This is a genomic window from Roseibium album, from assembly GCF_001404515.1.
Lineage (GTDB): Bacteria > Pseudomonadota > Alphaproteobacteria > Rhizobiales > Stappiaceae > Roseibium > Roseibium album.
In genome coordinates, this window is sequence record NZ_CXWE01000002.1 from 388,164 (window position 1) to 410,129 (window position 21,966).

The following is a 21,966-nucleotide window of genomic DNA, read 5'->3' on the forward strand; positions in this document are numbered from 1 at the left end:
AAGTCAAAGGCGCGCAACAATTGCACGCCTTCGCATCAGTCAGAGATCGAATTTGACGCCCTGTGCGAGCGGCAATTCCGCTGAGTAATTCACTGTCGACGTCTGGCGGCGCATGTAGCCTTTCCATGCATCGGAACCGGATTCACGGCCGCCACCGGTTTCCTTCTCTCCACCAAAGGCCCCGCCAATCTCCGCACCCGACGGGCCGATATTGACATTGGCGATACCGCAATCTGAACCTGTTGCCGACAGGAAGGTCTCCGCTTCGCGCATGTTGAGTGTGAAGATGCAGGACGACAGACCCTGGGGCACGTCATTTTGCAGATTGATCGCTTGCTCCAGATCCTCATACTCCATGACGTAAAGGATCGGGGCGAAGGTTTCCGTCTTCACAGTCTCGGTCTGACCGGGCATGTCGACAAGCGCCGGGGCAACATACGCACCGCCCGGCACGCCTGCAGTCACCGCATCACCTCCGTAAACGATACCGCCCTCGGACCTCGCCTTGTCGAGCGCTGCCTGCATGGCATCGCGCGATGCGTCGTCGATCAGTGGTCCGATCAGCGTTCCTTCCGCGCGCGGGTCGCCAATCGGCAGGCTGCCATATGCTTTGGCCAGCTTGGTCACGAGATCGTCCTTGATCGATTTGTGAACGATCAGCCGGCGCAACGAGGTGCAGCGTTGTCCGGCCGTGCCAACGGCCGAAAAGACAATTGCGCGGACCGCCATTTCCAGATCCGCGGAAGGTGCGACGATCATGGCATTGTTTCCGCCGAGCTCCAGAATCGGCCGGCCCCAGCGGGCGGAAACCTTTGGACCGACGATGCCACCCATACGGGTGGAACCCGTCGCTGACAGGATCGGAACGTCTTTTGACGTTACCAGGGCTTCACCGATGTCGGCACCACCGATTACAACCTGCATCAACCCCTCCGGCGCATCGGCACCGAAGCGGCTAACCGCCCTGTCGAAAATCTTCTTGCAGGCCAGCGCGGTGAGCGGCGTTTTCTCCGATGGTTTCCAGATGACCGGATTGCCGCACACAAGCGCAAGCGCCGCATTCCAGGACCAGACTGCAACAGGAAAGTTGAAAGCGGTGATGACACCGCAAGGCCCCATCGGGTGCCAGGTCTCCGACATCTTGTGACCGGGACGCTCTGACGCGATGGTAAGGCCATAAAGCTGACGTGACAGACCAACGGCAAAGTCGCAGATATCAATCATCTCCTGGACTTCACCAGCCCCTTCGGAGGTAATCTTTCCAGCTTCCAGCGTCACGAGGGCGCCGAGTTCGTCTTTTGCCGCCCGTAGTTCCTCACCCAGCAGACGAACCAGTTCGCCGCGCCGCGGCGCCGGCAGGACCCGCCACTTGCTGAATGCTGCTCGCGAGCGCGCAATCACGTGTTCCATATCTGCCGAAGGCGTTTCGGCCACCTTTGCAACTTCAGCTCCGTCGATCGGTGATCTGACCAGCAGACCACCGCCTGCAAGCTCGTTCTCGACAAATCCGAGCGCACTTAGAACCTGTGCGTGCTCCATGATTTTCTCCCTTCAGCGCTTATCTGTTGTAGCGAGCGCCGTTCTTCGTTTTCAAAAACGCTTCCAGCGGTACATCTTCCTGCTTCAGGAAACCCCGGGCAGGAAGTGTGCCGTCCCTCACCATCTCGATAATGGCGACGACCGAGGAAGCCGTTGTCCAGGCGATTGCAGTGCTTTCCTTGCCGGCAATTTCGACAGGCTTCAGGCCGCGCACGAATTCCTTGCGCTGCGTGCGCCCATCGACCTCGCCTTCCGCCGCGACGTGGATATAGACGATATCGTCACTGACGGGCGGCTTGGCGTTGACCAGGATCTCACCGGCTTCCTGTCGCCGGTCACGCATCAGAAGTTCGTGGAAAAAGAAGTTCATCAGCTGCACGTGGCCCGGATATCGCATGGTCTTGTAGTCCATGTTCGGAACCCGTTCGCGATAGGTTTCACACATGGTGCCAAGCCCGCCGGACGTGGTGAAGGCCTCGAGCTCTATGCCGCCGATGACGATTTTCTCGATCCACTCCATCGGCGAAACCCACTTGATTTCGCCATCTTCAAGGACTTCGCAATCATTGAGATACTCGTTCACCACACCTTCGGGAGACCAGTTGAAGGAATAACCCATCAGGCCCGTCGGATTCTGCGGCAGGGCACCGACGCGCATGCGGCAGGAACGGCACGAGTCAAAATCCTCGATCAGGCTGGCTCCCACGATTCCCACGAAGCCCGGCGCAAGGCCACACTGCGGTGCCATCAGTCCCTTTGAGGACTTGGCAAGTTCCATGATCGCCTTGGTGGTCGGCACGTCCTCGGTCAGATCGAAATAATGCAGGCCCAGCTCATGCGCCGTACTTGCAACGCCGACATTGAGGAAATACGGCAGGCAGGACAGGACCGCGTCGAACTCCGACAAGGCGTCCTTCAACCTGTCCAGATTGCCGACATCAACCTGTTTCGTTTCGAACGGCAAGGTGCTCATGACGTGGGTATCAAAACCCGTCACCGCAAAGCCGCTTTCATGAAGCAACTCGCTTGCAAGCGTACCGACCTTGCCTAGCCCGAGAACCGCTATCTTTTTCATGTGCGATTTTTCCCTGAAGAATTTCTCCGATCAGAATACTCGCCCTTGACCGGCACAAAAACACCTGAAAAATAGTTATATTCATGACTATTACTCATATCTTCGGATAATTTGATGGAACGCGACATACCGATCCCCAGCATTTCGGTCCTCCGCTGCTTCGAGGCCGCCGCCAAACACCAGAGCTTCACCGCAGCCGCGGAAGAGCTCGGATTGACGCAGAGCGGCGTCAGCCGTCAGGTCAAGGAATTGGAGGACCAGATCGGTGCAACACTCTTTCGACGGGAAGGGCGGGGCATTCGGCTGACCCAGGCCGGCAGATCCCTGGCAGACGGCGTTTTCTCCGACCTTTCAAGATTGCGCAGAACGATCAGTCTGGCCGTCGCTGCGGGTGAGACCCAGGAGATCCTGACGATTGCGGCCCTGCCGACATTTGCAACCCGTTGGCTTGTGCCGCGCTTGAGGGACTTCAAGATCCGACGCCCCAATCTGGACCTCATGGTCTACAGCCGCTCCGAGCCGTTCGATCTCGTCGAACTGGGAATTGACGTGGCAATCCATTTTGGCGCCAACGACTGGCCCGGCGCGAAACTCAGTCCGTTGTGTCCGGAAGACCTGATTGTTGTCGCTGCACCTGCGCTGCTGGAAACACATCCGGTGGTAAGCAAGGCAGACATTCTGGATATGCCCTTGCTTCACATGACCTCCCGGGCGCATCTATGGAAGGCCTTTCAAAAAACGGTTCATGACGCGACCGCGCATGTTCAGACCGGCAGTTATTTCGACCAGTTTTCGCTCGTTATCTCGGCGGCGGCGAATGGAATGGGCGCGGCCATTCTGCCGACATATCTGATCGAAACCGAACTCGCGTCTGGCGACCTTGTCAATCTGGCCTCCGTTCAGGACGGATCGGGTCACAACTACTATCTTGCAACCCCGGCCGGCGAGCTCAGCCCGCCTGCTGCCGAGTTCCTGACCTGGATCCGCGGACAGGTCAGCCGGAGGGTCAGACCTCTCTAGGTGACGCCTCGCTTCAACCTCGTCGGTAGAGGCAATGTGCATCCAGATATTTTAAGCTTAAAATTTCAGCCTTGAAACAAATTCGAAAACGTGTTTCGCTGTGAGCGTCGACATTGGGAGGAGCAAATGAGGACTGTGTTGTTGAGGGATGACCCGAGCGGCCGTAACCTGACACGGCGCCTCACCGACAAAGTCGCAGGGAGCCTGGGTGCATGAGCGTTTCAGGGCGTCACGCCGTCGTTACGGGTGGCGGAACAGGCGTCGGTGCGGCCTGCGCGCACTACCTTGCTGCAAAGGGTGCCCGCGTGACGATCCTTGGCCGGACAGAAGAAAACCTCGCCGCACAATCCCTTCCCTATCAGGTCTGCGACGTAACCAAAATCGATGATGTCGAACGCGCGTTCGGTGCAGCGCGCGAACTCGCAGGCCCGATCGAAATCGTCATTGCGAATGCGGGGGCTGCAGAAAGTGTCCCCTTTGCCAAAATGAAGCCGGATGTGCTTCAGGCCCTGCTGGCTGTCAATCTGATCGGTGTCTCCAATGTCTGGCAGGCCGCGCTTCCGGACATGAAATCATCAGGCGGGGGTCGCATGATTGCAATCGCTTCAACTGCCGGATTGCGGGGGTATCCATATGTGAGTGCCTATTGTGCTGCCAAGCATGCCGTCGTCGGCCTGACCCGGGCGCTCGGCAAGGAACTCGCCAAAACCGGAATTACCGTGAACGCGATCTGTCCAAGCTTCGTTGAAACACCCATGCTCGAACGCTCCATATCAAAAATAGTCGAAAAGACGGGCCTCAGTCGGGAGGACGCAGAAAACGCGCTTAAAGCCGACAATCCCCAGGGCCGCTTCATCCAAACGGACGAGGTTGCCGAGATGGCATACTGGCTTTGCACGAATGGAGCCCGGTCCGTCAACGGCCAGGCACTCAGTCTCGCGGGAGGTGAGTTGTGACCTCGGACACGGAATCCCTTTCCAAGGCACGTTTGCGCGTCTGGTTGAAACTCCTGAAGACCGTAAACGGCATTGAAGGCGAAATCCGCCGAAACCTACGGGACGGTCACAGGACGACATTGCCGCGTTTCGACGTCATGTCCGCTCTCGCCAGGTTTCCCGACGGATTGAAAATGAGCGATCTCTCTTCATTCCTGAAGGTCTCGAACGGCAACGTGACCGGCATTGTCGACAAGCTGACGGAAGAAGAACTCGTTCAGCGGGTCCCGGTTCCCGGCGACAAGCGCGCTCAGATCGCCCGGTTGACATCGAAGGGCGAGGCCGAATTCGAAACGCTCGCCGGATATCACGAAGGCTGGATCGACACGCTGCTGGATACGTTGGCGATGGAAGATCTCGAAACCCTTTCCGATACTCTCGAAAGAGTGCTCGCCCAAGGCACTGAAAAGGAGCGCGCGGATGCGTAGCGACGTCAAACATTTTCGCTGTGAAATCGCCGACGGAATCGCGCGAATAGCGCTCGACAGGCCGGAACGGAAAAATCCGCTCACCTTCGAAAGTTATGCAGAACTGCGCGACTGGTTTCGCGATCTTCACTATGCGGACGACGTGCATGCCGTGGTGATCATGCCCAATGGTGGCAACTTCAGTTCCGGTGGAGATGTCCATGACATCATAGGTCCGCTGACCCGCATGTCCATGAAGGAGCTCCTCGCCTTCACCCGTATGACGGGCGATCTGGTGAAAGCAATGCTTGGATGCGGAAAGCCGATCATTTCGGCCGTCGACGGAATCTGCGCAGGCGCCGGCGCCATCATGGCGATGGCGTCCGATCTGCGGATCGCGACACCGGACGCCAAGGTCGCCTTCCTGTTCAACCGCGTGGGCCTTGCCGGCTGCGATATGGGGGCCTGCGCGATCCTTCCCAGGATCATAGGGCAGGGACGCGCCGCCGAACTTTTGTATCTCGGTCGCTCCATGAAGGCGGACGAAGGCCATGCCTGGGGTTTTTTCAATGCGGTGGTTGAAACGGGGGACCTTGAGGCGACTGCCTTGAGCATGGCCGGACGTATTGCCTCCGGACCGACATTTGCAAATTCAATGACAAAGACGATGCTTGCCCAGGAATGGTCGATGAGCCTGGATCAGGCGATCGAGGCTGAAGCACAGGCCCAGGCGATCTGTATGCAGGGCAATGATTTCCGTAGAGCCTACGAGGCCTTTGCCGCGAAGGAAAAACCCGTTTTCGAGGGCGACTGATGGCAGACAAGACCTTCCTTACCTGGCCGTTCCTCGACGACCGGCACCGCGCACTTGCAGCCGATCTGGAAACTTGGGCCGAGGCAAATCTGGACCACCTTGATCACAGCGACACGGACACGGCCTGCAAACACCTGGTCGCCGACCTTGGTCATGCCGGATTTCTGCAACACACCGGGTCACCGGGTGGCACCCTGGATGTTCGCAGTCTCTGCCTGATCCGCGAAACGCTCGCGCGCCATGACGGGCTCGCTGATTTCTCATTTGCGATGCAAGGTCTCGGAACCGGCGCAATTTCCCTTTTCGGCACCGATGCACAAAAGCAAGAATGGCTTCCGCTCACGCGAAACGGAAAGGCGATTTCCGCGTTTGCCCTGACCGAACCGCAATCGGGGTCTGACGTCGCCAACTCGACCATGACCGCAGAAGATGACGGCGACGCCTATGTGCTGAACGGCGAAAAGACCTGGATCTCCAACGGCGGGATCGCCGACATTTACACACTGTTCGCCCGAACAGGCGAAGCGCCCGGCGCAAAGGGGCTGTCTGCCTTTTTGGTGACACCGGATGTTTCAGGTTTCGAGGTCGTCGAGCGTCTGGAAACCATCGCACCGCACCCCCTGGCAACACTGCGTTTCACGGACTGCCGTATTGCCAAATCCAGCCTGATCGGCACACCGGGCGCGGGTTTCAGGATTGCCATGTCCGTACTGGATATCTTTCGCTCAACGGTCGCCGCCGCTGCGCTGGGGTTTGCCCGCCGGGCACTCGACGAGGCCCTGCACCGGGTAACGACCCGGAACATCCAGGGAGCTCCGCTTTTTGATCTTCAGCTTGTCCAGGGACATATCGCCGACATGGCGCTGGACATCGATGCCGCGGCTCTCCTGATCTACCGCGCTGCCTGGACCAAGGACAGTGGCGCACCAAGGGTCACGCGCGAGGCAGCCATGGCCAAGCTGTTCTCCACCGATCAGGCACAACAGGTGATCGACAAGGCGGTTCAGCTGCACGGCGGTGATGGTGTACGCTCGGGCACAACGGTCGAAAAACTGTATCGGGAGATCCGGGCCCTACGCATTTATGAAGGCGCCTCCGATGTTCAGAAAATCATAATTGCGCGTCAGACCTTGCAGCAAATCCTCTGAATTCGAAGCAGAAAGAGAGACAGGACCATGACCAACAAACTTGAAGGTGGAATTACTCCGAACGGTGAGGGTTTTGACGGCGTAGAACTCAACATTCTCGGCCAGACCTATTACCCCAAGGCATGGTGCGAAAGCACGTTCGCTTTTGAGACGAATTCCATGCCCGGTCAGTTCGTTCCTGTTCATATTCACCCGACCCAGGACGAATTTATTCTCGTCCAGGAAGGCGAACTCGACCTCAAGCTCGACGGGAAATGGACCAAGGCCCGGGCAGGTGATCTCGTGCGCATGCCGATGGGTGTTCCGCATGGCTATTTCAACAAGTCGGAAAGCCCGTGCCGCGCACTTTTCTGGGTGTCCCCGGCAGGCAAGCTCAAGGAACTTTTCGATGAGCTGCACGAGATGACGGATGTGGAAGCTGTCGTGCGTGTCTCGGCAGAACACGATGTGGACTTTCTCCCGCCGGAAGCCAACGACTAGGCCAGGCACAGGAAGTCTCAACGTTTCAACAGCGCCGGAACCTCCCGATCCCAACCGACCGGAAGCACAAGGTTCTGGCGCGACAGGCAGCCGACAAGGAGCACACATCGATCATGGCCGGTGCACTCTCGCCTTCCGCGCATGTGGATACTTTCGCGCGCGACAACCTTCCGCCCGAAGACCAGTGGCCGGAATTTCTGCTCGATGGCTTTGACTATCCGGATCGGCTCAATTCAGCCGTCGAATTGACCGACAGGATGGTTGAAAAGGGCTTCGGCGACCACACGGCGCTCATCGGCAACGGCAGGCGGCGGACCTACAAGGAACTTGCGGACTGGACCAACCGCCTGGCTCACGCTCTCACCGAAGACCTTGGTGTCAAGCCCGGAAACCGCGTTCTGATCCGATCCGCCAACAATCCCGCGATGGTTGCCTGCTGGCTGGCGGCGACCAAAGCCGGAGCCGTCGTCATCAATACCATGCCGATGCTGCGTGCAGGAGAGCTGTCCAAGATCGTCGACAAGGCGGAGGTCGAATTTGCCCTCTGCGATACACGTCTGATGGACGAACTCGTTGCCTGTGCCAAGACATCCGACTTTCTGAAGAAAGTCATCAGCTTTGACGGAACCTCCAATCACGACGCGGAACTGGATCGCCTGGCCCTGGAAAAGCCGGTCGGGTATGAAGCCGTTGCAACGGGAAGCGACGACGTGGCCCTGTTGGGCTTCACCTCAGGATCAACCGGAACGCCAAAAGCGACCATGCATTTCCACAGGGACCTGCTGATCATCGCTGATGGCTATGCCAAGGAAGTTCTCGGCGTAACGCCCGACGACATCTTCATCGGCTCACCACCCCTCGCCTTCACATTCGGCCTTGGCGGTCTTGCCGTCTTTCCGCTGCGTTTCGGCGCAGCGGCAACGCTTCTGGAAAGCGCCACGCCGCCCAACATGATCGAGATAATCCAGAAATACAAAGCAACGGTCTGTTTTACCGCGCCGACGGCCTACCGCGTCATGCTTCAGGCAATGGAGGACGGGGCGGATCTCTCGTCGCTGCGTGCCGCCGTTTCCGCAGGCGAGACCTTGCCGGCGCCCGTCTACGACGCCTGGATGCAAAAGACCGGCAAGCCGATGCTCGACGGTATCGGTGCAACGGAAATGTTGCATATTTTCGTTTCCAATCGCTTCGACGATCATAAACCAGCCTGTACCGGTAAGCCGGTGAGCGGTTACGAGGTCAGGGTTCTGGGTGCCGACGGGGAACCTGTCGCGGCTGGAGAAACCGGACGCCTTGCCGTACGCGGCCCGACTGGCTGTCGCTACCTGGCAGACGCGCGGCAGCGAGATTATGTGGTCGACGGCTGGAACATCACCGGCGACAGCTTTTCAATGAGCGAAGACGGCCATCTCCACTTTGCAGCCCGGAACGACGACATGATCATCTCTTCCGGTTACAACATCGCCGGACCGGAAGTGGAGGCGGCCCTCCTGTCCCATCCGTCGGTTCAGGAGTGCGCTGTGATCGGCGTCCCTGACGAAAGCCGTGGTGCCATTGTGGAGGCACATGTGGTTTTGATCGACGGTGCTGATCCGACCGATGACACCCGCAAATCCTTGCAGGATCACGTGAAGGCGACCATTGCGCCCTACAAGTACCCCCGGTCGATCGTCTTCTCCGACATCTTGCCGAAAACCGAAACCGGAAAAATCCAGCGCTTCCGGCTAAGGCAGGAGCCTTAGCGACAAGAACTCACAGGTGAAGCCGAGTTAGAGTTTCGCTGACGTTACCAGGGTCGCCTTGAACGGCAGAATATCAACCAGGGAATAACTTTCATCATGCCATCGAAACTCATTCAGCCTGAGGGCTGGGCACCTGCCAGGGGATATGCAAACGGAATGCTGACCAGCGGGAAAACCCTGCATATCGGCGGGCAGATTGGCTGGACCAGGGACCAGGTATTCGAGTCCCGTGACTTCATTGGTCAGATGGAACAGACACTCGCGAATATCGCCGAAATCGTCAGGGAAGCCGGTGGAGAGGTCACGGATATTGTTCGGCTGACCTGGTTCATCACTGACAAGCGGGAATATCTCGCCCGCCAAAAGGAAGTCGGCCAGGCGTACCGGCGGGTCTTCGGCAGGCATTTTCCTGCCATGTCTGTCGTGGTGGTTGCCGGTCTGATCGAAGACGACGCACTGATCGAAATTGAGGCAACTGCACAGATCGATTGAACCGGTGTCCGGCTCAGGCCTGCGTTATTGTCCCCAGTATTTCCGAAACGCTGGCTCGCATTGCCGGCATGGTCGATTTCAGGATTGCCAGCCGGTCAAAAATCTCTGGCTGCTCTTCGAGCGTCTGCCTCAGCGACGCTCCGAAGGACTGGCGGAGTTCCGTGCCGAGATTGAACTTGCAGACCCGGGTCTGACGCGCAAGACGTCGGCGGATTTCCGGCGGGATGCCGCTCCCGCCATGGAGCACCAACGGTTTTGACGTCACATCTTCGATGGATTTCAGGACCTCGAAATCAATTCCGTCCGTTTTTTCAGTCTGCAGATGCACGTTGCCAACCGAGACCGCAATCGCATCGGCGCCGCTCTCGCGGTCGAAGCGCCCGGCCTCAAGGGGGTCGGTGAAGGCCGAGGCCGCACCGTCCGCATAGCCGACATAGCCAACTTCTCCTTCCACCGAAACGCCTGCGGCATGTGCTTCTTCTGCAAGGCCCGCCGTAAGGTCGATATTCTCGGAAATCGGCAGTTTGGACCCATCGAACATCACCGAGGTGAAGCCGTGATCGATACCACTTCTGCACTCATCGACCGTATAGCCGTGATCCAGATGGCAGACGACCGGCACACGCGCCTGATCGGCAAGATAACGGATCATCTTTCCGATGACGGGAACGGGTGTGTGCGCCCTGCATCCGGGACCGGCCTGCAGGATGATGGCGCACCCGGCTTCCTCGGCAGCTTCGACAAAGGCGACCGCATCCTCCCAGCCGAGCACGACAAGCCCGGCAATGGCGTAACGACCGTGTATCGCCGGCTCAAGCACGTCGGCGAGCGTTGCTGCTGTCATTTGAACTTCGCGATCATGTCCTTGATGCCGGGGATGGTTTCGATCTGCCAGGCGTGATCCGGCTGGAAGAACTGCACAAGCGAACGCTGCGACAGACCGCCCAGAATCGTGAAATAGTACATCTGGTATCCGGGTGCGACGACACACGGATGGTAGCCTTTGTCCAGAACGATCGTGGATCCGTCGACGATATGATAGGCATCACCGACTTCGCCATCCTCTCGCTGGACCAGTTGCATGCCGAAGCCGTTTTTGGGCCGGAACCTGAAATTGTAGGTTTCGTCATGACGGCTCTCTTCCGGCAAACGGTCGGTGTCATGCTTGTGCGGCGGGAACCCGGACCATCCCCCCTCCCCAACCGTGAACAGTTCGGAGACGAGCAGCCGCCCGACCTTGTCGTGAAACTTCGTTCCAAGGATATGCTTGATCTTGCGATGGGTTTTGGTGTCGTCAGATCCGTATTGAACAAGATCGATATCTGCAGCCCGGACATCAAAGGGGTCGAGCACCTTGTCGTATTTGGCACCGGCGATGAAAACTTCCGCGTCATCGCTTACACAGACGAACCGCGCTTTCGCGCCGCTGGGGACATAGACCCCTTCCGGTTCCCCGTCCCAGACGTCGACACCTCGATTGCCGATTGCAGCAAAAGCAACACCTTCAACATCAACATCCACGCTTCCGGTCGCAGGAACGACTGCGGTTTCGTATCCCGGCACGGTATATTCGAAAGCCTGGCCGCGGCTCAGTTTGACGATATTGAAGTAGTTCAGCGGAACCCGGCTGTCCTCGACATCGACGATCGCCTTGTTTTCATTGTCATAGGGAGGAAAGTGCATCTGTGTGTCTCCTCAGGACTGTGGGGCTGAGTGATTGGAAAGAAATACGCCAAGTTCGGCAGGCGTCGGCATCGCGGGCGCACATCCAAATTTTGATACGACCATTGCGGCGGCGGCCGATCCTCTGAGAACGGCGTCTTCAAGGGAAAGTTCTGCGGCAAGCGACGCCATGAGCGAGGCCATGAACGCATCTCCCGCCCCCATCGGCTTGATCGCATCAACGGCAAAGATTCCGGTTTCAAACGAACGGCCCGGGGAAAAGGCGATCGACCCGCGCTCACCCATCTTGTAGATCGTGGTCTTGTCGGACGATCCCAGTTTGCCGGCAAGTTTCAGCCCGTCCTCGTGCGTTCCATTGGCAACGACGGCAAACTCGTCATCGTTGCCAACCACAACATCCGCGGCTTCGATCGCCGCCCGGTAGATCTCGGCAGCTTCCTTTGCGCTTGGCCAGGAATACGGCCGGTAGTCAAGGTCGATCACCACCAGCGCACCGGCGGCGCGCGCGCGTTCCATCGCCGTGAGCGTTGCCTCCCGGGACGGGCTTGCGGCAAGCGCCGTACCTGTCAGCACCAATGAATCGAATGCCTCGAAAGCAACACCGAGAACCTGATCTTCGCTCAGTAGAAGATCGGAGGCATTATTGCGATACAGGGTGTTTTGTGTGTTCTCGATCCGGGTTTCCGTCACCGCAAGCGACGTGCGCGATTCACCCGACAGAACCCGGACATGCTCAGTCCCGATACCGTAGTTTTTCAGCTGGTTGAGGACAAAGCGGCCGATTGAGTCGTCGGAAACACACGTCAGAAGACTGACCGACAAGCCGTGCCGGGCGATTCCCGCGGCAATATTGCCGGAAGACCCTCCAAGCGCTGTTGTAAACCGCGTTGCGCGCTCTGCCTCCGCGCCCGGCGGGTCGGCATAGAAATCCATCCCGGCCCGGCCGAGAACCAGAAACTTTGAGCGCGAAGTGAGAGAGGCCGGCAAGGTTACACGCCCTTTCTTTGAGGAGCGCGACCGGCTTCCCAATCCTCGTGTGCCTTGCGCACGCGCTCGCTGTTCGTGACTTGCGGTGTTCCGACCTCCCACCAGGTATGGCCTTCCTGGGTCCAGCCTTCGAAGGCATCCACCTTCAGCGAGATGACATAGGTCCGGTCGGACTGCCGCGCCCTGCCGAATGCATCCTGGAGGTCCGCGATCGAATGCACTGTCTCGGCATTCGCCCCCATCGCCCTTGCATGAGATTCGAAGTCGACTGCGAACGGTTCGACGGCCAGTTTGCAGTCGGCAATCAGGTTGTTGTAGGACTCGTTACCGGTATTGTTCTGCAACTTGTTGATGACGGCAAAACCGCCATTGTCACAGACAACGACAATCATCTTCGCCCCCGCAAGGACGGACGAATAGATGTCGGAATTGAGCAGCATGTAAGAACCGTCACCGACAAAGATGATGGTTTCCCGGTCGGGATTTTTTTCCATCTGGCCAAGTCTTGCACCCCAGCCTCCCGCAATTTCGTAACCCATGCAGGAAAAGCCGAATTCGACGTCAACGCTGCCGGTGGATTTCGTGCGCCAGTTGGCGGTCACTTCAGCCGGCAGTCCCCCTGCCGCCGCAACGACCCGGTCTTCGGCATGGCATATGTCGTTTATCGCCCCGATCACCTGTGCATAGGACAATGGCCGGTTGCTTCCGTCTTTGGTTACTGGAGAGGAGTTGTCGTCCAGGTAGACCGACCAATCGGCCCGTTCATTCGCGGCCCGTTCCAGCCAGCCCGATGGCGACACATAGGAGCCGAGCGCATCGGAAAGCGCGGGCAAGGTCAGTTTCGCATCACCGACAACCGGTGTGGACAGGTGCTTTGCAGCGTCATGTCGTCCTACATTCACCGTGACAATCTGCGCGTCCTCGGCAAAGGCCGTCCAGGAGCCTGTGGTAAAGTCCTGTAACCGCGTCCCAACAGCCAGAATGACATCGGCATCCTTTGCCAGGTTGTTGGCGGAATTCGATCCCGTGACGCCAATCGGCCCGCAATTCAGATCGTCTGAATGAACGAGGTTGGCGCGACCTGCTATCGTCTCGACAACGGGGATCCGGTGCCGATGAGCAAAGTCCGTCATCTCCGCAGTCGCAAGTGAATATTGAACGCCTCCACCGGCGATGATCAATGGACGTTCTGCTGTTTTCAGCGCGTCCGCTGCAACATGCAGTTCCCGTTCATCGGGCATTTGCCGCCGCAGGTAATGGGTTTTGGCTTCAAAGAATCTTTCAGGGTAGTCGTAAGCCCATCCCTGGACATCCTGAGGCAGGCCCAGGAACACGGGGCCGCAATCAGCCGGATCGACCAGTGTATTGATGGCAGCCGGCAACGACTGCAGCAACTGGGCCGGATGGGTGATCCGGTCCCAGTATCTCGTCACGCTCTTGAACGCATCATTCACCGAAAGGCCCGGATTGTTGGTATGTTCGACCTGCTGCAGAACCGGATCCGGCAAACGCGTCACAAAGGCATCGCCCGCCAGCATCAGGAGCGGCAACCGGTTCGTATGCGCAATCCCGGCCGACGTCAGCAGGTTTGTGGTCCCGGGGCCTGCGGACGATGTCGCGAACATAAAGCGCCGGCGCAGCTGCTGCTTGGCATACCCGACGGCGGCCATGGCCATCGACTGCTCATTCTGACCGCGCCAAAGCGGCAATTCCTCTTTGTGTTCGTAAAGCGCTTCGCCGAGGCAGGTCACGTTGCCATGCCCGAAAATACCAAAACCTCCGGCGCAAAACCTGATTGTCTGGCCGTCTATCTCGACAAACTGTGCAGCAAGATAGCGAACAAGAGCCTGCGCCATCGTCAGGCGTACCGTCTTCTGGACCATAGGCCTCAACACCTCCCGGAACGGATATTTTGTTTGCGGTCCTGGGGACCCTTGACTGTGGAAGCTAATGGGTGTTTAGCTGTTTTGCAAGCGGTTGCAAAAATGGATCAAAAACGAATGGAAAAGCGCGAGATCGGCATCGGCATCATCGGCGGTGGCTACATGGGCAAAGCTCATGCCGTTGCCATGCATTCCGTCGGCGCCGTGTTCGACACGAAATTGCGGCCCGTGCTGGAAATGGTTTGCACGACCACAGTGGACGGCGCGGCGGCAAAGGCACGCGAACTCGGTTTCAAACGCTCAACCGCGGACTGGCGGGAACTGGTCACGGACCCCGGGGTCGAAGCGGTGGTAATCGCCTCTCCCCAGGGCACCCATCTTGAGATCGCAACAACCGCGTTCGAACTCGGGAAACCGGTGTTTTGCGAAAAACCGCTCGGACAGGATCTCCAGCAAAGCCGCGATATGACAGCCGCAGCGAAGGTTTCGGGCTGCGTCAACATGGTTGGCTTCAACTATATCCGCACACCGGCTTCGCAGCTCGCACGAGAAATCATCGAAGCGGGCGAGATCGGCGACATCACCTACCTGCGCGGCGAACACACCGAAGATTTCTTTGCGGATCCGAACTTGCCGGGAACGTGGCGCGCGCAAGGCCGCGCCAACGGCAACATGGGAGATCTGGCACCACACATCATCAACGGCACACAGGCGCTCGCAGGCCCCATCGAACGTGTGCTCGCCGAAATCGATACTGTCGTGAAGGAACGGCCTTCCGGTCAGGGCATGACACCCGTTACCAATGACGATCAGGCACAACTCATGTGCCGGTTCGCTTCCGGAGCCCTCGGAGCCCTCTACATCAGCCGCACCGCCTGGGGCCGCAAGATGGGTTATGCCTACGAAATCTTCGGCACGAAGGGCTCCATTCGTTTCGACCAGGAAGATCAGAACGCGCTTTGGCTGTATGAAGGCGGCCAAAACCCTGCAAGGGAAGGTTTCCGGAAAATTCTGACCGGGCCGCATCACCCGGACTATGTCAATTTTTGTCTTGGTCCCGGCCATGGCACCGGCTACCAGGACCAGATCATTATCGAGGCAAAGGACTTCCTGACCGCCATCGAAACAGGACAGAACATCTGGCCCTCCTTTGAGGACGGGCTTTACGTAAACCAGGTCATCGAGGCGGCCTGGAAATCACACGAATCCAAAAGCTGGATTAAACTCGACGACGTCTAGGCAAAACAGGCTGCCTGACCGTCATTTCTGGATGAATCACATGACAATCAAGATCGGAAATGCGCCCTGTTCCTGGGGTGTTGAATTCGCTGATGATCCGCGCAATCCCTCATGGCAGACGGTACTGGACCAATGCCGGGATGCCGGGTACCGGGGCATAGAACTCGGTCCGGTCGGCTTCATGCCGGAAGATCCGGCAATACTGGGTGCTGCCCTGGAAGAACGGGATCTTGAGCTGATCGGCGGCGTCGTGTTCCGCCCCTTTCACGACCCTTCGAAGTGGGATGATGTGAAGGATGGTGCCGTGCGCACCTGTGAAGCGCTCAAGGCACATGGCGCTCGGCACCTTGTGCTGATCGATTCCATTTCACCGCGCCGTGCTCCAACGGCAGGCCGGCCGTCGGAAGCCGAAAAGATGTCGGCGTCTGAATGGGTCGACTATCGCACCAGGATCCACGACATTGCAAAGATGGGTACTGAAGAATACGGCCTTGTGACCGCAATCCATCCGCATGCGGGCGGGTTTATGGACTTCGAGGACGAGATCGAGCGCCTGCTTGAGGAGGTCGACAGTTCCCTTCTGAAGATCTGCCTTGATACGGGACACAGCCTTTACGCAGATTTCGATCCCCTCGCGTTCATGGAACGCCACATGGACCGGATTTCCTACATGCATTTCAAGGACATCGACCCAAAGGTCCGAAGCGAGACTGTCGCCAATCGAACCGATTTCTACGAGGCCTGCGGCAACGGAATTTTCTGTAACCTGGGCAAGGGCGCGGTCGACTTTCCTGCCGTCAAGGCAAAGCTGGAAGCAGCTGGCTTCGAGGGCTGGTGCACGGTTGAGCAGGACTGCGATCCCGAACAGGCCCAGTCGCCGCTGGATGATGCGCGCGAAAATCGGTCTTATCTTCACTCTATCGGTTTTGAGGTCGCGTCATGACCAGGCTCAAATGGGGAATGATCGGCGGTGGCGAAGGCTCGCAAATCGGCCCGGCTCACCGCATCAGCGCGTCTCTCGACGGGCATTTTCAACTGACCGCCGCAGCACTCGACATTGATCCGGAACGGGGCAAATCCTACGCGGTTCAACTGGGTGTCGCCGAGGACCGAGCCTATGGAAACTGGCAGGAAATGCTGGCAGGTGAGCGAGACAGGCCGGATCGGCTCGATCTGGTAACCATCGCCACACCCAATGCGACTCACTTCGAAATCTCCCGCGCGTTTCTGGAAGCCGGCTTTCACGTTCTTTGCGAAAAGCCATTGACGATGACTGCGGACGAGGCCGAGCAGATCGTCGCGATCACCAGCGAGACCGGCAGGATCTGCGCGGTGAACTATGGTTACAGCGGCTATCCCCTTGTGCGGCAGATGCGGGCCATGGTCGCCGAAGGTGAACTTGGCAGGATCCGCCTGATCAAGGCGGAATTCGCTCATGGATTCCATGCGGACGCGGAAGAGGCGGACAATCCGCGGATTCGCTGGCGGTACGATCCCGAGCAGGCAGGGACCTCTGCCGTGTTCGCGGACGCGGGCATTCACGCCTTCCACATGGCTTGTTTCGTCGCCGGTCAGACGCCGACCGAGCTCTCTGCCGATTTTGCTTCCATGGTCGGCGACCGGCAGTTGGAAGACGACGCCATGATCAATATCCGGCTGTCGGACGGTGCGCTTTGCCGACTCTGGACCAGCGCTATCGCGGTCGGCCGGATGCACGGCCTGACCCTTCAGGTTTTTGGTGAAAAAGGTGGGCTTTCCTGGCAGCAGCAACACCCTGAACAGCTGCACTGGACGCCGTTGAACGGTCGAACCCAGATTCTGGAACGTGGGGACGCAGCATTGTCACCTCAGGCAGTCCGGGCTTCCAGAATCCCGATTGGTCACGCAGAAGGCATGCCGGTTGCCTTCGCCAACATCTATCACGACCTGGCTGAGGTATTGAGGGCGAAAAAACTAGGAAGCGCCGCCGATCCTCTTGCGCTGGATTACCCAACCGCCCTGGACGGACTATGGTCCATGCGCGCGATCGAGGCCGCGGCAAAGTCTGCAAAATCCGGAGGTGCCTGGGTAGGCATGTAGGCACTGACGCGCAGTCGCCCCCGCGGCGGCTGCGCCCTTATGGATCGGTGACGGGCCGCAATGAACCACGGTCGATCACCGAACAGGGAAACAGCCTGATTTCGGGACTTCTGCCGGGGTTTTCGACCATGCCCACCACGAGTTCTACCGAACTCATGATGATGTCGCGAATCGGCTGCCTGATGGTGGTGAGTGAATAGGAGTCCCAACTGGCCATTCCGATATCGTTGAAGCCCAGAAAACCGATGTCTTCCGGTATCGACTGGCCTGCGGCGCGGGCGGCGTCCATTGCCCCCATGCAGATAAGGTCGTCACCGCAAAAAACGGCCTCCACACGTCTGTCATCGAGAACCTCGCGCATCGCGTCGCGGCCGGCCTGGTATGTATAGTTTTCCGCGTAACTGATCTTTGCGACGTCCAGGCCGAGTTTTTTGGCAGTCTGCACAAATCCGGTCGAGCGGTCCTGTGTCGACGTCGCGCTTTCAGGTCCGCCGAGCAGCGCGACGGTTTTGTAGCCACGTTCGGCAAAGGTCTGCGCCGCCATCGCGCCGCAATATTCATTGTCGATGCCAACCACATGGACATTCGCATTTGCCTGGAATTTGCCGAATGTATGGATCACAGGTATCCCGGCAGTCTGAAATGCAGTGGCAAAGCTGGTCGGCAACGTGGATGTCGCGACGATGACGCCGTCGACACTGTATTGACGAAGAAGTTCGACGATTTTCCTCGGTGACGTTTCACCGGAAAGGTTGACCAGCAGGGGCCGCAGTTCCCGTTTCTGCAGCTCACTTGTGAACAGGTCGAAAACATCAAGAAACGCAGGATTTTGGAAATTGTTGGCAACAAGGCCGATCAGCTTGGTTCGGTTTGTTGCAAGGCTTCTTGCAATGAGCGATGGCCTGTAGCCGAGCGTTTTTGCTGCCTTCTCCACTTTTTCGCGTGTGCGCGCGGACACGCTGGCACCGTCGGTGAAAGTGCGCGAGACCGCCGAACGGGAAACGCCTGCGAGTTCTGCGACTTCCTTTAATGTAACCGCCAAGTCCCTTGCCCAACCAAATCAGCCACCAATTCCTCCGAAACTACACGAAAGCCCAACCTCGTCAATTTTTTTGCAACCGGTTGCAAAATTCTCTGGATTGTGTTTGTTTGATCTGAGGCACGCTTCCAAGTGAAGGAAGTGCAACTTTGTGCCTGTAATTTTGGGAGGAACGGATGAAGAAGACATTGTTTGCGATGGCTGCAGCAGCTGTTGCATTTACGGGTTTGTCGACACCGGCTCTGGCTGAAGGGGAGCGTTTTGTTCTTGTCAGCCATGCGCCTGACAGCGACAGTTGGTGGAACACGATCAAGAACGGTCTGGCTCTTGCGGGTGAGCAGGTTGGTGCGGAGGTTGAGTATCGCAATCCGCCGACGGGTGACATTGCCGACATGGCGCGGATCATCGAGCAGACGGCGGCGTCCAACCCTGACGGCATCATCACCACGCTTGCCGATCCTGATGTTCTGAGCGGCCCGATCCAGAATGCGGTTGCCAAGGGCATTCCGGTGATCATCATCAACTCCGGCACGCCCGAGCAGGCCGCCGAGGTTGGCGCGCTGATGTATGTCGGCCAGCCGGAATATGATGCCGGTCTGGCGGCTGGACAGCGCGCCAAGCGGGATGGTGTTGGTTCGTTCCTGTGTGTGAACCACGTTGTATCGAACCCGGTTGTCGGCGAGCGCTGCCGCGGTTTTGCCGACGGTCTTGGTGTTGATCTTGGCGACAGCATGATCGACAGCGGCCAGGATCCGGCCGAGATCAAGAACAAGGTCAAGGCGTATCTGTCTGCCAATCCGGACGTGGACGCGATCCTGACCCTCGGCCCGACCTCTGCGGACCCGACCATCGGCGCTCTTCAGGACATCGGCAAGGCCGGCGAGATCTATTTCGGCACGTTCGATCTGGGCACCGAGATCGTCAAGGGCATCAAGGACGGCACCATTCAGTGGGGCATTGACCAGCAGCCTTTCCTGCAGGCCTACCTGCCGGTGATCGTTCTTGCGAACTACCAGCGTTTTGGGGTTCTGCCGGGCAACAACATCAACTCCGGCCCGGGCTTCATCACCAAGGATGCCCTTGCCAAGGTTGAAGAGTTTGCCGGCGAGTATCGCTAGGAGCGTCTTGTGACCGCCGCGCGGCGGTCACCTGGAGAGGCGGCGCGCTGCCTCTCCGTTCAGGGCACGGGCCCGAACCGGAACGACCGCGTTTGCAGGTCCGTTTCCTGGGACAGCACACAAGAGACCGGGCTGGCGCTGTCCCGCCTTGTCGACCAACCCAGGACATAAAGGTCTTGCGGCAGGGCCGCAGTGAAGCGGCCGGCCACACGGCACGCAGGAGGAAATCCATGGCTGAGTCCCAACCGACCGCCGCGCCTCAAAAGGATGAACGCGTCCGCGAGATGTCATCCTTGCGCAAGGCCCTGATCCGTCCCGAGCTGGGCGCGATCTGCGGCACAATACTCGTTTTCGTGTTCTTTCTCAGTATTGCCAGCGACAGCGGCATGTTCGCGCCTGAAGGCATTTTCAACTGGGGCACGGTTTCCGCCCAGTTCGCCATCATCGCCGTCGGCGCCTGTCTGTTGATGATCGCGGGCGAGTTCGACCTGTCCGTCGGATCGATGATCGGCTTTTCCGGCATCATCATTGCCCTGATGAGCGTCCAGTGGGGCTTTCCCACCTGGTTTGCCATTCTGGTCGCCTTTGCCCTGGCGCTGGCCATCGGCGCCCTCAACGGCTATCTGGTGGTCAAGACCGGCCTGCCCTCCTTCATCGTCACCCTGGCCTTTTTGTACATCCTGCGCGGTCTGACGATCTTCATTGCCATTGCCACCACCCGCAAGACCATCATCGGCGGCGTCAAGGATGCGGCCGAGGGCGATCCCATCGCCTGGCTCTTCGGCGGCAAGGTCTTCAACTGGCTGTTCGTCTGGCTGGCCGATCTGGGCGTGGTCGGCAAGTTCGTTGCCGGTCCCAAGGCCGGACAGCCGGTGGTCGAGGGCATTCCGATGCTGATGATCTGGGCCCTGATCCTGATCATCTTCGGTCATTTCCTGTTGACCCGCACCAAGTTCGGCAACTGGATCTTCGCCTCCGGCGGCGATGCCCAGGCGGCCCGCTATGTCGGTGTGCCGGTCAACCGGGTCAAGATCTCGATGTTCATGTTCACCGCCTTCTGCGCCACCATCTTCGCCACCTGCCAGGTGATGGAGTTCGGCTCTGCGGCCGCCGACCGCGGTCTGCTCAAGGAATTCGAGGCCATCATCTCCGTCGTCATCGGAGGGGCACTGCTGACCGGTGGCTACGGCTCGGTCATCGGCGCCGCGCTCGGCGCCCTCATCTTCGGTGTCGTCCAGCAGGGCCTGTTCTTTGCCGGCGTCGAGAGCTCGCTCTTCCGCGTCTTCCTCGGCGTGATCCTGCTGCTCGCGGTGATCCTCAACACCTATATCCGCCGCATGATCACGGGAGAACGTTGACATGAGCGATGCACTGATCGAACTCGTCGACATCCAGAAGCACTTCGGCCCGGTCATCGCCCTCAACGGGGTCACCGTGTCGGTCAAGGCCGGAGAATGCCACTGCCTTCTGGGCGACAACGGCGCGGGCAAGTCGACCTTCATCAAGACCATGTCCGGTGTCCACAAGCCGACCCATGGCAAGATCCTCATCGAAGGCAGGGAAGTAAACTTCGAAAGCCCCCGCGATGCCATGACCGCCGGCATCGCCACGGTCTACCAGGACCTGGCGATGATCCCGCTGATGTCGGTCACGCGAAACTTCTGGATGGGACGCGAGCCGGAAAAGCGGATCGGCCCGCTCAAGTTCTTCGACTTCACCAGGGCCAACCAGGTCACCATGAGCGAGATGGCCAAGATGGGCATTCATCTGCGCTCGCCAGACCAGGCCGTCGGCACCCTGTCGGGCGGAGAACGCCAGACCGTCGCCATCTCAAGGGCGGTCTATTTCGGCGCAAAGGTCCTCATCCTCGACGAACCGACCTCCGCCCTCGGCGTCAGACAGACATCAAACGTGCTCGCCACAATCGACAAGGTCCGCAAAAAGGGCATCGGCGTTGTCTTCATCACACACAACGTGCGCCACGCAATGGCCGTCGGGGACCGGTTTACGGTCCTGAACCGGGGAAAAACCCTCGGCACAGCAGAACGCGGAAACATACAGGCCGAGGAACTGCAGGAACTCATGGCTGGCGGTCAGGAACTCGCTCAACTCGAAGGTTCTCTCGGCGGAACTGTCTGAGTGAAGAATAATTGACGGGATAAAGTCGTGAAAAAACTCGCCAGGTGCATTCAGCAGCCGGATGCATCTGGTTTGTTTGCCGGTCGA

At 58.7% G+C, this 21,966-nt stretch carries 21 protein-coding genes; 14 read left to right on the top strand and 7 right to left on the bottom strand.

The genetic code is table 11. The features are described from left to right. Window positions 1-39: 39 nt before the first annotated feature. Together amaB and LA5095_RS07020 are read right to left on the bottom strand one after the other, a co-directional pair. Window positions 40-1,539, bottom strand: coding sequence for an L-piperidine-6-carboxylate dehydrogenase (gene amaB / locus LA5095_RS07015; protein ID WP_055113390.1), 1,500 nt, complete (start codon window positions 1,537-1,539; stop codon window positions 40-42). A 19-nt stretch (window positions 1,540-1,558) separates the two neighbouring features. Further along, window positions 1,559-2,614, bottom strand: a complete 1,056-nt coding sequence (locus tag LA5095_RS07020) for a saccharopine dehydrogenase family protein (RefSeq protein WP_055113392.1) — start codon at window positions 2,612-2,614, stop codon at window positions 1,559-1,561. A 114-nt stretch (window positions 2,615-2,728) separates the two neighbouring features. On the opposite strand from LA5095_RS07020, the gene LA5095_RS07025 reads away from it, so the two are divergent. The 8 genes from LA5095_RS07025 to LA5095_RS07060 all read left to right on the top strand — a co-directional run bounded on the left by LA5095_RS07025 (window position 2,729) and on the right by LA5095_RS07060 (window position 9,712). Continuing rightward, window positions 2,729-3,634 (top strand): LysR substrate-binding domain-containing protein, encoded by a 906-nt coding sequence (locus tag LA5095_RS07025; protein ID WP_055113394.1) that lies wholly within the window; start codon window positions 2,729-2,731, stop codon window positions 3,632-3,634. A gap of 212 nt (window positions 3,635-3,846) precedes the next feature. Continuing rightward, window positions 3,847-4,590 carry an SDR family NAD(P)-dependent oxidoreductase gene (locus tag LA5095_RS07030; protein ID WP_055113395.1) on the top strand — a complete coding sequence of 248 codons (744 nt, stop codon included), beginning with the start codon at window positions 3,847-3,849 and terminating at the stop codon, window positions 4,588-4,590. Beyond that, entirely contained in the window at window positions 4,587-5,057 is a 471-nt protein-coding gene (locus LA5095_RS07035) for a MarR family winged helix-turn-helix transcriptional regulator (protein ID WP_055113397.1), read from the top strand. Before LA5095_RS07030 ends, LA5095_RS07035 begins: the two co-directional genes overlap by 4 nt. Continuing rightward, window positions 5,050-5,850, top strand: a complete 801-nt coding sequence (locus LA5095_RS07040; protein ID WP_055113399.1) for an enoyl-CoA hydratase family protein — start codon at window positions 5,050-5,052, stop codon at window positions 5,848-5,850. Before LA5095_RS07035 ends, LA5095_RS07040 begins: the two co-directional genes overlap by 8 nt. Beyond that, entirely contained in the window at window positions 5,850-6,998 is a 1,149-nt protein-coding gene (locus LA5095_RS07045; RefSeq protein WP_055113401.1) for an acyl-CoA dehydrogenase family protein, read from the top strand. Before LA5095_RS07040 ends, LA5095_RS07045 begins: the two co-directional genes overlap by 1 nt. 27 nt (window positions 6,999-7,025) lie before the next feature. After that, window positions 7,026-7,478 (top strand): cupin domain-containing protein, encoded by a 453-nt coding sequence (locus tag LA5095_RS07050; protein ID WP_055113403.1) that lies wholly within the window; start codon window positions 7,026-7,028, stop codon window positions 7,476-7,478. 113 nt (window positions 7,479-7,591) lie between these two features. Beyond that, entirely contained in the window at window positions 7,592-9,220 is a 1,629-nt protein-coding gene (locus LA5095_RS07055) for an AMP-binding protein (protein ID WP_055113404.1), read from the top strand. A gap of 96 nt (window positions 9,221-9,316) precedes the next feature. Beyond that, entirely contained in the window at window positions 9,317-9,712 is a 396-nt protein-coding gene (locus LA5095_RS07060; protein WP_055113406.1) for a RidA family protein, read from the top strand. Window positions 9,713-9,725: 13 nt separating this feature from the next. Here LA5095_RS07060 and LA5095_RS07065 read toward each other — a convergent pair whose 3' ends face one another. Genes LA5095_RS07065 through iolD form a run of 4 tightly spaced genes read right to left on the bottom strand, consistent with a single transcriptional unit; the run spans window position 9,726 to window position 14,265 of the window. Beyond that, window positions 9,726-10,556, bottom strand: coding sequence for a class II fructose-bisphosphate aldolase (locus LA5095_RS07065; protein WP_055113408.1), 831 nt, complete (start codon window positions 10,554-10,556; stop codon window positions 9,726-9,728). Then, window positions 10,553-11,395 (bottom strand): 5-deoxy-glucuronate isomerase, encoded by an 843-nt coding sequence (locus tag LA5095_RS07070; RefSeq protein ID WP_055113409.1) that lies wholly within the window; start codon window positions 11,393-11,395, stop codon window positions 10,553-10,555. Before LA5095_RS07070 ends, LA5095_RS07065 begins: the two co-directional genes overlap by 4 nt. 12 nt (window positions 11,396-11,407) lie before the next feature. Next, on the bottom strand, window positions 11,408-12,382 hold the full coding sequence (gene iolC / locus LA5095_RS07075) for a 5-dehydro-2-deoxygluconokinase (protein ID WP_235808814.1): 975 nt from the start codon (window positions 12,380-12,382) through the stop codon (window positions 11,408-11,410). Between the two features lie 2 nt (window positions 12,383-12,384). Beyond that, entirely contained in the window at window positions 12,385-14,265 is a 1,881-nt protein-coding gene (iolD, locus tag LA5095_RS07080) for a 3D-(3,5/4)-trihydroxycyclohexane-1,2-dione acylhydrolase (decyclizing) (RefSeq protein ID WP_055113413.1), read from the bottom strand. Window positions 14,266-14,367: 102 nt separating this feature from the next. On the opposite strand from iolD, the gene LA5095_RS07085 reads away from it, so the two are divergent. Genes LA5095_RS07085 through LA5095_RS07095 form a run of 3 tightly spaced genes read left to right on the top strand, consistent with a single transcriptional unit; the run spans window position 14,368 to window position 17,583 of the window. Then, complete coding sequence (locus LA5095_RS07085; protein ID WP_082442644.1) at window positions 14,368-15,504, top strand: Gfo/Idh/MocA family protein; 1,137 nt, start codon at window positions 14,368-14,370, stop codon at window positions 15,502-15,504. Between the two features lie 40 nt (window positions 15,505-15,544). Continuing rightward, on the top strand, window positions 15,545-16,447 hold the full coding sequence (locus LA5095_RS07090) for a TIM barrel protein (RefSeq protein ID WP_055114241.1): 903 nt from the start codon (window positions 15,545-15,547) through the stop codon (window positions 16,445-16,447). Continuing rightward, window positions 16,444-17,583 carry a Gfo/Idh/MocA family protein gene (locus LA5095_RS07095; RefSeq protein ID WP_055113417.1) on the top strand — a complete coding sequence of 380 codons (1,140 nt, stop codon included), beginning with the start codon at window positions 16,444-16,446 and terminating at the stop codon, window positions 17,581-17,583. The genes LA5095_RS07090 and LA5095_RS07095 overlap by 4 nt, the downstream gene beginning before the upstream one ends. Window positions 17,584-17,620: 37 nt before the next feature. Here the strand turns inward: LA5095_RS07095 and LA5095_RS07100 are convergent, their stop codons facing one another. Further along, complete coding sequence (locus LA5095_RS07100) at window positions 17,621-18,625, bottom strand: LacI family DNA-binding transcriptional regulator (RefSeq protein ID WP_055113419.1); 1,005 nt, start codon at window positions 18,623-18,625, stop codon at window positions 17,621-17,623. Between the two features lie 173 nt (window positions 18,626-18,798). Between LA5095_RS07100 and LA5095_RS07105 the strand changes: the two genes are divergently transcribed. The 3 genes from LA5095_RS07105 to LA5095_RS07115 all read left to right on the top strand — a co-directional run bounded on the left by LA5095_RS07105 (window position 18,799) and on the right by LA5095_RS07115 (window position 21,879). Continuing rightward, the gene (locus LA5095_RS07105; RefSeq protein WP_055113422.1) at window positions 18,799-19,740 is read left to right on the top strand and encodes a sugar ABC transporter substrate-binding protein; all 942 of its coding nucleotides are present in this window, start codon (window positions 18,799-18,801) and stop codon (window positions 19,738-19,740) included. A gap of 230 nt (window positions 19,741-19,970) precedes the next feature. Beyond that, on the top strand, window positions 19,971-21,098 hold the full coding sequence (locus tag LA5095_RS07110; protein WP_055113424.1) for an ABC transporter permease: 1,128 nt from the start codon (window positions 19,971-19,973) through the stop codon (window positions 21,096-21,098). Window position 21,099: 1 nt separating this feature from the next. After that, window positions 21,100-21,879, top strand: coding sequence for an ATP-binding cassette domain-containing protein (locus LA5095_RS07115; RefSeq protein ID WP_055113425.1), 780 nt, complete (start codon window positions 21,100-21,102; stop codon window positions 21,877-21,879). Window positions 21,880-21,966 lie beyond the last annotated feature (87 nt).